The organism is Thermomonospora echinospora, assembly GCF_900108175.1.
Lineage (GTDB): Bacteria > Actinomycetota > Actinomycetes > Streptosporangiales > Streptosporangiaceae > Thermomonospora > Thermomonospora echinospora.
In genome coordinates, this window is the sequence record NZ_FNVO01000024.1 from 21,567 (window position 1) to 33,766 (window position 12,200).

11 protein-coding genes are annotated in these 12,200 nt (G+C 71.5%); 7 read left to right on the top strand and 4 right to left on the bottom strand.

The window, feature by feature from the left end:
* The first annotated feature begins 362 nt into the window (after positions 1–362).
* The 6 genes from dnaK to C4U03_RS40775 all read left to right on the top strand — a co-directional run bounded on the left by dnaK (position 363) and on the right by C4U03_RS40775 (position 7,803).
* On the top strand, positions 363–2,213 hold the full coding sequence (dnaK, locus tag C4U03_RS33610; RefSeq protein WP_103943841.1) for a molecular chaperone DnaK: 1,851 nt from the start codon (positions 363–365) through the stop codon (positions 2,211–2,213).
* Complete coding sequence (gene grpE / locus C4U03_RS33615) at positions 2,210–2,833, top strand: nucleotide exchange factor GrpE (RefSeq protein WP_103943842.1); 624 nt, start codon at positions 2,210–2,212, stop codon at positions 2,831–2,833. Before dnaK ends, grpE begins: the two co-directional genes overlap by 4 nt.
* 134 nt (positions 2,834–2,967) lie before the next feature.
* Positions 2,968–4,128, top strand: a complete 1,161-nt coding sequence (dnaJ, locus tag C4U03_RS33620) for a molecular chaperone DnaJ (protein WP_103943843.1) — start codon at positions 2,968–2,970, stop codon at positions 4,126–4,128.
* Between the two features lie 4 nt (positions 4,129–4,132).
* The gene (locus C4U03_RS33625) at positions 4,133–4,579 is read left to right on the top strand and encodes a heat shock protein transcriptional repressor HspR (protein WP_103943844.1); all 447 of its coding nucleotides are present in this window, start codon (positions 4,133–4,135) and stop codon (positions 4,577–4,579) included.
* A 21-nt stretch (positions 4,580–4,600) separates the two neighbouring features.
* Positions 4,601–7,192 carry an ATP-dependent chaperone ClpB gene (gene clpB / locus C4U03_RS33630; RefSeq protein ID WP_103943845.1) on the top strand — a complete coding sequence of 864 codons (2,592 nt, stop codon included), beginning with the start codon at positions 4,601–4,603 and terminating at the stop codon, positions 7,190–7,192.
* A gap of 443 nt (positions 7,193–7,635) precedes the next feature.
* Positions 7,636–7,803, top strand: a complete 168-nt coding sequence (locus C4U03_RS40775; protein WP_160147184.1) for a hypothetical protein — start codon at positions 7,636–7,638, stop codon at positions 7,801–7,803.
* A gap of 231 nt (positions 7,804–8,034) precedes the next feature.
* On the opposite strand, the gene C4U03_RS33640 is transcribed toward C4U03_RS40775, so the two are convergent.
* A complete protein-coding gene (locus C4U03_RS33640) occupies positions 8,035–8,796 on the bottom strand; it encodes a glucose 1-dehydrogenase (protein ID WP_103943847.1) in 762 nt (253 codons plus the stop codon).
* Positions 8,797–9,026: 230 nt separating this feature from the next.
* The gene (locus C4U03_RS33645; RefSeq protein ID WP_103943848.1) at positions 9,027–9,596 is read right to left on the bottom strand and encodes a TetR/AcrR family transcriptional regulator; all 570 of its coding nucleotides are present in this window, start codon (positions 9,594–9,596) and stop codon (positions 9,027–9,029) included.
* Between the two features lie 36 nt (positions 9,597–9,632).
* Between C4U03_RS33645 and C4U03_RS41445 the strand changes: the two genes are divergently transcribed.
* Positions 9,633–9,830: a VOC family protein gene (locus tag C4U03_RS41445; RefSeq protein ID WP_327374190.1), complete on the top strand. Its 198-nt coding sequence runs from the start codon at positions 9,633–9,635 to the stop codon at positions 9,828–9,830.
* Between the two features lie 50 nt (positions 9,831–9,880).
* Here the strand turns inward: C4U03_RS41445 and C4U03_RS33655 are convergent, their stop codons facing one another.
* Together C4U03_RS33655 and C4U03_RS33660 are read right to left on the bottom strand one after the other, a co-directional pair.
* Positions 9,881–10,633: a MerR family transcriptional regulator gene (locus tag C4U03_RS33655; RefSeq protein WP_103943849.1), complete on the bottom strand. Its 753-nt coding sequence runs from the start codon at positions 10,631–10,633 to the stop codon at positions 9,881–9,883.
* A 263-nt stretch (positions 10,634–10,896) separates the two neighbouring features.
* Positions 10,897–12,129 (bottom strand): PucR family transcriptional regulator, encoded by a 1,233-nt coding sequence (locus tag C4U03_RS33660; RefSeq protein WP_146087612.1) that lies wholly within the window; start codon positions 12,127–12,129, stop codon positions 10,897–10,899.
* Positions 12,130–12,200: the final 71 nt, after the last annotated feature.

Consider the following 12,200-nt stretch of genomic DNA (forward strand, 5'->3'; position numbering starts at 1 on the left):
GGGGCGGGTTCCAGGGGCCATCGTCCAGTCGGGGTCACCCGTGATGCGGCGTCTCGTCCGTCCGACCGACCTCCAGGACCGCCCGGCCTTGTCGTCGGCGTGGACAGCGATCGTCCGTTGTTGTCCGCGGGCCCCGGCCGCCTTCCCCGGTTCCGCCGGATTCGGGAACCGGAATAGCGGGCTCAACCGTCTTGTTAGAGAGGACAGCAGCAAAGTTGAGTCGGGTCGACTCAAGTGATTTGACAACAGGGTCGGCACGCGGCAACCTTGCGGCAGAGGGACTCAAGCCACGTGCCCGCCGTGCGCGGGCACCGAGACGGCCGCCCCGGGGGACGGCCGAGTTACGACGGAGGACGAAGACCATGGCACGTGCGGTCGGTATCGACCTCGGGACGACCAACTCGGTCGTCGCGATTCTGGAGGGCGGCGAGCCCACCGTGATCGCCAACGCGGAGGGGTCGCGGACCACGCCGTCCGTCGTCGCCTTCGCCAAGAACGGCGAGGTTCTCGTCGGTGAGGTGGCCAAGCGCCAGGCCGTGACCAACGTCGACCGCACCATCCGGTCGGTCAAGCGCGAGATGGGCACGGACTGGAAGACCGCCATCGACGGCAAGGACTTCACCCCCCAGCAGATCAGCGCGTTCGTGCTGCAGAAGCTCAAGCGCGACGCCGAGGCCTACCTGGGCGAGAAGATCACCGACGCGGTGATCACCGTTCCGGCCTACTTCTCCGACCACCAGCGCCAGGCCACCAAGGAGGCCGGCCAGATCGCCGGCCTGAACGTGCTGCGGATCATCAACGAGCCGACCTCCGCGGCGCTGGCCTACCACCTGGAGAAGGAGAACGAGGCCACCATCCTGGTCTTCGACCTCGGCGGCGGCACCTTCGACGTGTCCCTGCTGGAGGTCGGCGACGGCGTGGTCGAGGTCAAGGCCACCAGCGGCGACAACCACCTGGGCGGCGACGACTGGGACAACGCGGTCGTCGACTGGCTGGTCACCCGGTTCAAGAACGCCCACGGGGTGGACCTGTCCAAGGACAAGATGGCGCTGCAGCGGCTGCGCGAGGCCGGTGAGAAGGCCAAGATCGAGCTGTCCGGCTCCACCGAGACGCAGATCAACCTGCCCTACATCACCGCCTCCGCCGAGGGTCCGCTGCACCTCGACGAGAAGCTCACCCGGGCCGAGTTCCAGCGGATGACCTCCGACCTGCTGGACCGCTGCAAGGGCCCGTTCCGCCAGGTGGTCAAGGACGCCGGGATCGACGTCTCCGCCATCGACCACGTGGTGCTGGTCGGCGGCTCCACCCGGATGCCCGCGGTGGCCGACCTGGTCCGCGAGCTGACCGGCGGCAAGGAGCCCAACAAGGGCGTCAACCCCGACGAGGTGGTGGCGGTCGGCGCCAGCCTGCAGGCCGGCGTGCTCAAGGGCGAGGTCAAGGACGTCCTGCTGCTGGACGTGACCCCGCTGAGCCTGGGCATCGAGACCAAGGGCGGCATCTTCACCAAGATCATCGAGCGCAACACCACCATCCCGACCAAGCGGTCGGAGGTGTTCACCACCGCCGACGACAACCAGCCGTCCGTGGAGATCCAGGTCTACCAGGGCGAGCGCGAGATCGCCGCGTACAACAAGAAGCTGGGCACCTTCCAGCTCACCGGGCTGCCCCCGGCGCCGCGCGGCGTCCCGCAGATCGAGGTCACCTTCGACATCGACGCCAACGGCATCGTCAACGTCTCCGCCAAGGACCTCGGCACCGGCAAGGAGCAGTCGATGGTCATCACCGGCGGCTCGGCGCTGCCCAGGGACGACATCGACCGGATGATGCGCGAGGCCGAGCAGTACGCCGAGGAGGACCGCCGGCGCAAGGAGGAGGCCGAGGTCCGCAACCAGGCCGACACCCTCGCCTACTCCACCGAGAAGTTCCTGCGGGAGAACGACGAGAAGATCCCCGCGGACCTCAAGAAGGAGGTCGAGGAGGCGGTCGCCGAGGTCAAGAAGAACCTTGAGGGCACCGACACCGACGCCATCCGCACCAGCACCGAGAAGCTGGCCCAGGTCAGCCAGAAGATGGGCGCCGCCATGTACGCCCAGAACCCCGAGGCCGGCGCCCAGCCGGGCCCGGACGGGGCCGCGGCCGGTGACCAGGGCGGTGACGACGAGGTCGTGGACGCCGAGATCGTGGACGATGACAAGAAGGGTGGTGCCGCGTGACCTCTCCTTCCAAGAAGGGCGAGGAGCGCGAGGGCCCGGTGATCCGTGATCGCAGGAGGATCGACCCGGAGACCGGCGAGGTCCGGGAGCAGGCCGCCGAGGCCGCTGCCGAGCCCGCCGCCGGGTCGGCCCCGCCCTCTGCGCCCAGTGACGAGGAGACGGCCGCTCTGCAGGCCCAGCTCGACGAGCGCACCGCGGACCTGCAGCGCCTGCAGGCGGAGTACGTCAACTACCGCAAGCGGGTCGAGCGGGACCGGGTGGCGGTGCGCGAGCAGGCGCTGGCCAACGTGCTGACCGAGCTGCTGCCGATCCTGGACGACATCGACCGCGCCCGCGACCACGGCGAGCTGACCGGCGGGTTCAAGTCGATCGCCGACGCACTGGACGCCACGCTCGGCAAGCTCGGCCTCGAACGCTACGGCGAGAAGGGCGAGCCGTTCGACCCGACCGTCCACGAGGCGCTGATGCACTCCTACTCCGCGGACGTCACCGAGACCACCTGCGTGGACGTCCTGCAGTCCGGTTACCGCATCGGCGAGCGGATCATGCGGCCCGCCCGGGTCGCGGTGGCCGAACCCGAGGACGGCTCCGGCGGCGAGGACGACTCCTCCGACGAGTGAACGGCACGTGACGACGAGCGGCGTCCCGGACGGCCCGCGCCCTGCATGCGGGCCGTCCGGGGCCCCCCGCACCACCTGACGACGAAGACGCACAACAGAACGCACCACACGCACACGTACGAAAGCGGGGCACCGTGAGCACCAAGGACTTCTTGGAGAAGGACTACTACAAGGCCCTTGGTGTCTCGAAGACGGCCACCCAGGACGAGATCAAGAAGGCCTACCGCAAGCTCGCCCGCAAGTACCACCCGGACGCCAACAAGGGCGACGCCGACTCCGAGGAGCGCTTCAAGGAGATCTCCGAGGCCTACGACGTGCTGTCGGACGACAAGCGCCGCAAGGAGTACGACGAGGCCCGCCGGCTGTTCGGCTCCGGGGGCTTCCGCGGCGGCCAGGGCGGCGGGTTCGGCTTCGACCTCGGCGACCTGTTCGGGCAGGGCCAGACGGCCGGGGGCGCCGCCGGGGAACGGATCGGCGACCTGTTCGGCGGGATATTCAACCGGGGCACCGGCACCCGCGCCGGCGCCCGCCGCGCCCGGCGGGGCGCCGACGTGGAGACCGAGGTCACCCTGTCGTTCGGCGAGGCGATGGACGGGGTCACCGTCCCGCTCCGGCTGACCAGCGAGGCCGCCTGCGCGAACTGCCGGGGCACCGGCGCCAAGGCCGGCACCGTACCGCGGGTCTGCCCGTCCTGCGAGGGCACCGGGCAGGAGACCCGCAACCTGGGCAGCTTCGGGTTCTCCGAGCCCTGCCGCGAGTGCCGCGGCCGCGGGCTGGTGGTGGACGACCCGTGCCCGACCTGCCACGGCAGCGGCCGGGCCACCGGCACCCGCACCATCCAGGCCCGGATCCCGGCCGGGGTGGCCGACGGACAGAAGATCAGGCTCAAGGGCAAGGGGGCGCCCGGCGAGAGCGGCGGCCCGGCCGGCGACCTGTACGTCACCATCAAGGTCACGCCGCACAAGGTGTTCGGCCGCAGCGGCGACAACCTCACCCTCACCGTCCCGGTGACCTTCGCCGAGGCCGCGCTGGGCGCCCAGATCAAGGTGCCCACCCACCGCGGTATGCCGGTCACCCTGAAGATTCCCGAGGGCACCCCCAACGGCCGTACGTTCCGGGTCCGTGGACGCGGCGCCACCCGCCGCGACGGCACCAAGGGCGACCTGCTCGTCACCATCGACGTGCAGGTGCCGCAGAAGATCGACGACACCACCCGCGAGGCGCTGGAGAAGCTGCGCGCCGTCGAGAACGGCGACGCGCTGCGCTCCGAACTGCTGCACCAGGCGAAGGAGTGATCCGATGGACCACTTCGGCGACGACACCCCGGTCTATGTGATCTCGGTGGCGGCGCAGCTGTCCGGGCTGCACCCGCAGACGCTGCGCACCTACGACCGACTGGGGCTGGTCTGCCCCGGCCGGACGGCGGGCCGGGGACGCCGCTACTCGATGCGCGACATCGTGATGCTGCGCGAGATCCAGCGCCTGTCGCAGGACGAGGGCATCAACCTCGCCGGGATCAAGCACATCCTGGAGCTCCAGCGCGACAACGACCGGCTCCGCGACGAGCTGGCCCGCCTGCGCGCCGCCGTCGAGGAGCTGTCCAACGAACTCGAATCCACTCGGGCCGTGGCCGCCCGGCTGGCCGCCCAACTGCGGCGCGGCCCGGCCGGCCCGGCCGGCGGCGACCTCGTCCCGATCCGCCGCACCAGTGTCGTGCTCTGGCGCGACCGCAACTCGCAGTCCTGACTTCGCATCGGGGAGAAACACGTGGACTACAAGCTGACACGCAAGAGCCAGGAGGCGGTGTCGGTCGCGGTCCGCCGGGCGGCGGCCGAGGGCCACCCCCAGGTAGAGCCGCTGCACCTGCTGGTGGCGCTGCTGAGCGTGCCCGAGGGCACGGCCGTCCCGCTGCTGGAGGCCGTCGGCGCCGACTGGAAGGCCGTCCGCCGCGACGCCGAGGAACGCCTGGACTCCCTGCCCAAGGCCGCCGGCTCCACGGTGAGCAGCCCACAGATGTCGCGGCAGCTCATCGTGGCGATGAACACCGCCGGCAACCGTGCCCGGCAATTGGAGGACGAGTACGTCTCCACCGAGCACCTGCTGGTCGGCCTGGCCGCCGACGGGGGTCCGGCCGCCGAGGTGCTGCGCAAGGCGGGTGCCACCCCGCAGGCGCTGCTGGAGGCGTTCGAGAAGGTACGCGGGCACGCCCGGGTCACCAGCGAGGACCCCGAGGACACCTACCAGGCGCTGGAGAAGTACGGCGTCGACCTGACCGCGCGGGCCCGCGAGGGCAGGCTGGACCCGGTGATCGGCCGCGACACCGAGATCCGCCGGGTGGTGCAGGTGCTGTCGCGCCGCACCAAGAACAACCCGGTGCTGATCGGGGAGCCCGGCGTCGGCAAGACCGCCGTGGTGGAGGGCCTGGCCCAGCGGATCGTGGCCGGTGACGTGCCCGAGTCGCTGCGCGGCAAGCGGCTGGTCGCCCTCGACCTGGGCGCCATGGTCGCCGGGGCCAAGTACCGCGGCGAGTTCGAGGAGCGGCTCAAGGCCGTCCTGAACGAGATCAAGAGCAGCGACGGCCAGATCGTCACGTTCATCGACGAGCTGCACACCATGGTGGGCGCGGGCGCCGCCGAGGGCGCGATGGACGCCGGCAACATGCTCAAGCCGATGCTGGCGCGCGGCGAGCTGCGCATGATCGGCGCCACCACGCTGGACGAGTACCGGGAGCGGATCGAGAAGGACGCCGCCCTGGAGCGGCGCTTCCAGCAGGTGTTCGTCGGCGAGCCCACGGTCGAGGACACCATCGCGATCCTGCGCGGGCTCAAGGGCCGCTACGAGGCGCACCACCAGGTGCAGATCGCCGACTCGGCGCTGGTGGCCGCCGCCGCGCTGTCGGACCGCTACATCACCGCCCGGTTCCTGCCGGACAAGGCCATCGACCTGGTGGACGAGGCCGCCTCCCGGCTGCGGATGGAGATCGACTCCCGGCCCGTGGAGATCGACGAGCTGCAGCGCTCCGTGGACCGGCTGCGGATGGAGGAGCTGGCCTTGGTCAAGGAGTCCGACGAGGCCTCCAAGCAGCGCCTGGAGCGGCTGCGGCGCGACCTGGCCGACAAGAACGAGCAGCTCAGCGCACTGGTCGGCCGGTGGGAGCAGGAGAAGGCCGGGCTGAACCGGGTCGGCGAGCTCAAGAAGCGCATCGACCAGTTGCGCGGCGAGGCCGAGCGGGCCCAGCGCGACGGCGACCTGGAGACCTCTGCCCGCCTCACCTACGGGGAGATCCCGACGCTGGAGAAGGAGCTGGCCACCGCCGCCGAGCAGGCCGAGAGCCGTAACGCCATGGTCAAGGAGGAGGTCGGCCCGGACGATGTCGCCGACGTGGTGGCCTCCTGGACCGGCATCCCGGCCGGCCGGCTGCTGGAGGGCGAGACCGCCAAGCTGCTGCGCATGGAGGAGGAGCTGGGCCGCCGCCTGATCGGGCAGGCCGCCGCGGTCAAGGCCGTCTCGGACGCGGTCCGCCGGGCCCGCGCCGGGATCGCCGACCCCGACCGTCCGACCGGCTCGTTCCTGTTCCTGGGTCCCACCGGGGTCGGCAAGACCGAGCTGGCCAAGGCGCTGGCGGAGTTCCTGTTCGACGACGAGCGCGCCATGGTACGCATCGACATGTCGGAGTACTCCGAGAAGCACAGCGTGGCCCGGCTGGTCGGCGCCCCGCCCGGCTACGTCGGGTACGAGGAGGGCGGCCAGCTCACCGAGGCCGTGCGGCGCCGCCCGTACTGCGCGGTCCTGCTGGACGAGGTGGAGAAGGCCCACCCGGAGGTCTTCGACATCCTGCTCCAGGTGCTCGACGACGGGCGGCTGACCGACGGCCAGGGCCGTACGGTCGACTTCCGCAACACCATCCTGATCATGACCTCGAACCTGGGCTCGCAGTTCCTGGTGGATCCCACGCTGGGCGCCGAGGCCAAGCGGGAGTCGGTGATGACCGCTGTGCGGGCCAGCTTCAAGCCGGAGTTCCTCAACCGGCTCGACGATGTGATCCTGTTCGACGCGCTGTCCACCGACGAGCTGACCCGCATCGTGGACCTGCAGGTCGACCGGTTGGCCCGGCGGCTGGCCGACCGCCGGCTCACCCTGACGGTCACCGAGGCGGCCCGCGAGTGGCTGGCCCTGACCGGCTACGACCCGCTGTACGGCGCCCGCCCGCTGCGCCGCCTGGTGCAGACGGCCATCGGCGACGAGCTGGCCCGCGAGCTGCTGTCCGGCGCGGTCGGGGACGGCGACGAGGTGGTGGTGGACCTCGACGAGTCCGCCGACCGGCTCGTCGTCCGCCCGGCGGTGACCCTCACCAAGTAGTCCGGGCCTTCCGGCGAAAGGCCGCTCCCGTGCTCCGGGGGCGGCCTTTTTCTTTTTCTCCGATATCGGGTTGACGTCCGGTGCGGGTGTGCTGCTAATGTTCTGCGCATGGAGATCTGATCCCTCTGGGTTGAGCCCGCCGCCCTCCGACCGGCCTTCTGGTCCGAGGCGCGCATCTGCTCCCTGATTCGCCGTTCCGGCATCCGTTCCTCGTCTGCTCGCAGCGTTCCGGTCTTCCCGTACGACCATGTTCGTCGTGCGTTCTGCCGGGACAGGTATGCGGTCGTCACCCTCGGCGTCCTGCCGTGTCAGGCGTCCGGGCGGTGACGCCGCCGCCCAAAATCCTGTGGACGACGACGTTTTCCCGCGCGTTCAGGTGAGCCTTCCATTCCTTTTCCAGCGGCCGCCGAGGCCGTTATTCACCATGCCCGGAGGTGTCATTTATGCGAAACACGAACTCCACCGAGAACGTCGGCAAGAAGGCCAGGAAGGGCTCCGGCCCGGCATCCCGCTTCGGCGGCGTACCGGACCGCAAGAGCGCCGCCCTGTCCCGGGGCGCCCGCCCCAACGCCCGCCGCCTGCCCACCCGCAACATGAGCCGGGGCCGCTGACCGTCCGGCGGGCCCTCCTCTCCGCGACCGGCCGGACCGGCCGCCTCGGCGAACACCGACCCGAGGCCCGTTCTCCCCGTCCGGCCGGTCCGCGGACCCCACTGGCCGCAGTGAGCCGAAGCCACCGACCCTGAAGGGCCGCCCCGCACAGTTGGGGCGGCCCTTCGCCGCGACATCCCGGCCGCGGCCATCGCCGGGGTCGCCGAGCCCGGTCCGGGGCCGAGCCGCCGGTCAGGCGGTGGCGCCGCCATCGATGACGTGGTCCTGACCGACGACGAAGGCGGCCTCGTCCGAGCACAGCCAAAGGACGGCGGCGGCGATCTCCTCGGGGGCGGCGACCCGGCCGATGGGCAGGGCGGCCTTGTAGCGCTCGTCGCGTTCCTCGCGGGTCTCGCCCGGGCGGAACGACATGGGGGTGTCAACGGGGCCCGGGCTCACGGCGTTGATGCGGATGCCCTCGCCGATGTATTCGAGCGCCGCGGTACGGGTGAGGGCGGTGACGGCGGACTTGGAGGCGGCGTAGGCGCTCGCCCCCGGCAGCCGGTAGTGGTCGCCGATATTGGAGGACACGTTGACGATCGCTCCGCCGCCGTGCTCGCGCATGTGGGCGATCTCGTGCTTCATCGACAGGAAGACGCCGGTGAGGTTGGTCGCCAGCACGGTGTCCCAGACCTCCTCGTCGTAGTCGGCGACGGGCCCGAGCATGCCGAACACTCCCGCGTTGTTGAAGGCGACGTCCAGCCGGCCGTGCCGGGACACCGCCGCGTCGACCATCGCGGCCGCGTCGCCGGGCCTGGTGAGGTCCGCGACGACCGTGTCGGCGGTCCCGCCCTCGGCCTCGATCAGCTTGGCGGTCTCGGTGAGACGGCCGGAGTCGCGGCCCGCCAGCATCACGGTGGCGCCCTCCCTGGCGAAGGCTCGGGCGGTGGCGCCGCCGACCCCTCCGGTGGCGCCGGTGACGAGTACGACCTTCTCGGTGAAACGTGCGTTCATGCCTTCCTCCGTGTTCTCGAGTGGATGAGTGCGAGCAGTGCGGCGAGGGCGAAGGCCACAGCGGCGACGCCGGGCGCGAAGCCGTGGCCACCGGCGGTGACATCCCCGCCCGGGGACGCGGGGGAACAGCGCCATTCCGGCCATGACCGGACCTCAAAATTAGACCGATCGTTCTTGAATTTGGGCAGGAGAAGCTCTGCGGAGGACTCCGTCCGGGGATCGGCCCAGGATCAGTTCAGCGTCGCCATCGCCTGGTCGACGGCGTCGCGCAGGCGGGCCGGGTCGGGGTCGGCGCGGCCCAGCACGCGGATGCCCTGCAACAGCACCAGCAGCAGCCGGGCCAGCGCCCGGGGGTCCTTGCCGGCGCCGAGTTCCCCCTGCGCGCGGGCCCTGATCAGCGCCGAGGTGAGCGCCGCCTCCAGCCCGTCCCAGCTCGCGGTGACCCGCCGGGCCATCACCGGGTCGCGCGGCGCCAGTTCCACGGCGGTGTTGACCACCATGCAGCCTCGCCGGTCGTCCAGGCACTCGGCCACGTAGGCGTCGAAGAGGGCGCGCACGGCGGGCAGCACCGGTCCCGGCTGTGAGAGCCGTTCGATGACGTCGCTCTGCTCCAGATAACGCTCCAGCGCCTTCAGATAGAGGGCGTGCTTGCCGCCGAAGGTGCCGTAGATGCTGGCGCGGGCGATGCCGAGACGCTCGACCAGATCGGCCATCGAGGTGGCCTCGTACCCGCGTTCCCAGAACAGCTCCAGCGCCTTCTGCAGCACCGCGTCCGGATCGAACTCTTTGCTCCTGGCCACGCCCCGGACCGTAACACTTTCCAGAACGAACGGTCAATAAATCACTCTCCCGGAGGCGGCGCGTCCAGGGCGGAGTTGTGCGGCTACGCCCGTGACTGCGACGCGGCCGTGGAACGGCTGCGCTCGCAGGGCGTACGCGTCCTGGAGGAGCCGGCCGACCAGCCCTGGGGCGAGCGAATGGCGCGCGTGCTCGACCCGGACGGCAACCGGCTGGTCATCCTGTCCGTCCTGTGACACCGACCGGCCCGCCGGGCGTACCAGGCGGCACTGGCGAGGTCACCGGGTCAGGCGGGTGGGTCGAGGCGGTTGCCGAGGTCGGGGAGTTCCTTGCGGATGCGGCGGTCCATGGCGCGGGCGAAGTGCTCGTCGGCGACGGTGCGGGCGACCGGGCGCAGGCGTTCGACGGTCCGGGCCAGGCGGGCCAGCTCGGCCGGTGACGGGGGGTCGCCCATCGGGTCCAGCAGGTGGCGGCGGGCCATCCGGACGAACGCGAACGCCATCCGGTCGAAGGCGGCCTCCAGCTCCCAGCTCACCGCGATGATCGCCGACAGCGGGACGCCCTCCTGCACCAGGGCGGCGGTGGCCTCCAGCAGGCGGGGGATGCGGTGGACGACCCGGTCGCCGTCGACCCTGATGTAGCCGAGCTCCTCGGCCTCGGCGAGCACGTCCGGGGTGAGCTGGTCGCCGAACATCTCCGCCAGTTCGTCCATGGTCAGTTCGGTCTCGGCCTCCCGGCTCCAGGGCGCGGACACCGCCCACTGGAAGCCCAGCAGCTCGCCCACGTCGCGGCCCTGCTCCCAGGCGGCCAGCAGTTCCTCGATGCCGTCCAGCCGGTAGCCGCGGTCCAGCAGTTCGGCGATGAGCCGCAGCCGGTCCAGATGCGCCCGGGAGTAGACGGCGACCCGGCCCTCGCGCCGGGGCGGGGGCAGCAGCCTGCGCTCCTGGTAGTAGCGCAGCGTACGGACGGGGATGCCCGCCTCCCTGGCCAGCTCCTCGATCCGGTACTCCTGCCCTGACCTGGCCGGCGCCTTGCTCATGCGTGCTCCCCGCTCGCCCGTGACGCGCCTCGCGGGCGCGGCCCTACCTGGTCGTGTGCCCATCCGTGGAGCCCGCTCCGCCCGCCTGCCCGCACGCTCACCATCGCCGTGCGCTCTCCGGTCCGGCCCGTGCCGGGCGCCTCCGGCTCGCCCGTACGCCCACCGTACTGCTCGGCGTCCAGACCTCACCAGTCGGCACTGGCGTGATCAGCCCACCGAAAACCGGCAGATGCCACAGCTCGCAGGGCCGGCGGCGGCCCGGCTCAGTCCTGCGCGGACATGGTGGCCAGCCAGGCGTGCAGCGCCATCTCCATCTCCAGGCGGCGATCGGTGGCGTGCAGGTCCTCGCCGAACAGGTCCTGGAGCTGGTTGATCCGGTAACGGACGGTCTGCGGGTGGACGTGCAGGGTCTTGGCGGCGCCCTTGACGTTGAACCCGTGTTGCAGGCAGGCCAGCAGGGTGGCGCCGAGCCGTTCGGCCTCGCGCGGGCGCAGCTTCAGCAACGGCGCCAGCAGTCGTTCGGCCATCATCCGGGGCAGTTCCTCGCGCTGGAAGAGCACCAGCGTCGGCAGGTGATCGGCCCAGTGGACCACCGGTCCATCGCCGGGGCGCCATGCGATGATGCCCCGTTCCACCAGCCCGAGCGTCTGCTTGGCCCAGTACAGGGAGGCGGCGGCCTTGTCGACGGTGACGGTCGGGCCTATCACCATCATCCACGGAGACGGCAGCTCCGCCAGGTACGGCAGTCCGCCCGGCCGGTCGGGGTCGGGTACGACGCCCCACGGCCGCGCCCCCCGTACGTCCGCCAGCACCTCGGCGGGCAGGCTTGGGAGCACCGGCTCTTCGGCGTGCGGACCGGACACCTCGGCCCGCAGGGGCGCGAAGACCAGCGCCGCCGTGGTGCGCGGCACGGTCCAATCGGCCTGGGCGGCGGTGTCGGCGATGACCTCAGGCGCCACGGACGGCTCGGTGACCAGCAGGGACAGCAGGCGGACGCGGTGACGCACGCGGTCGTCGCCCTGCTTGGCCAGTTCCCGGCGGTGGCCTTCGGCGGCGGCGTCGGCGAACTCGTCGAGCGAGGTGAACACCGCTTCCGCGAACGCCCGGTACATGCTGCGCGGCAGCCGCAGCCGCTCGGACTGGACGGCCAGCCAGCGCAGCACGGCCCGCGCCCCGGCCCGCAGCGCGGACTGCAGCCGGTCCAGGCCGCGCCCGGCCCGTGCCTCCTGCGCGCCCGCCTCGCCGAACAGGTCGAGCATGTGGCGCGGCCAGCCGGTGGCCGGCCCGCCCATCAGGTCGGCGAACTCGGCGACGGTCCGGCGGATCGTCTCCACCAGCGCGGCCCGCCGCTCCGGGTCTGTCTGCCAGGAGTACTCGGGGACCTGGGCCGCCACCTCGTCGACGATCTCGGTGGCGAGATCGAGCCGGTGGTGGCGCAGCAGCGCCGCCGCCTGCACCGGTACCAGGCTCCAGGGCGGGAGGTGGTGATCACTCATCAACGCCGTCACGATCGTCGCCTACAGCCGTACGGGGCCGAGTCCGGAGTCGGCCGCCCACCGCCGTGGAG

What these genes read in the sequence shown, in the direction of transcription:
- dnaK (WP_103943841.1), top strand. Translation starts at nt 363, where the DNA reads ATGGCACGTGCGGTCGGTATCGACCTCGGGACGACCAACTCGGTCGTC.
- C4U03_RS33625 (WP_103943844.1), top strand. Translation starts at nt 4,133, where the DNA reads ATGGACCACTTCGGCGACGACACCCCGGTCTATGTGATCTCGGTGGCG.
- C4U03_RS40775 (WP_160147184.1), top strand. Translation starts at nt 7,636, where the DNA reads ATGCGAAACACGAACTCCACCGAGAACGTCGGCAAGAAGGCCAGGAAG.
- C4U03_RS33640 (WP_103943847.1), bottom strand. Translation starts at nt 8,796, where the DNA reads ATGAACGCACGTTTCACCGAGAAGGTCGTACTCGTCACCGGCGCCACC.
- C4U03_RS33655 (WP_103943849.1), bottom strand. Translation starts at nt 10,633, where the DNA reads ATGAGCAAGGCGCCGGCCAGGTCAGGGCAGGAGTACCGGATCGAGGAG.
- C4U03_RS33660 (WP_146087612.1), bottom strand. Translation starts at nt 12,129, where the DNA reads ATGAGTGATCACCACCTCCCGCCCTGGAGCCTGGTACCGGTGCAGGCG.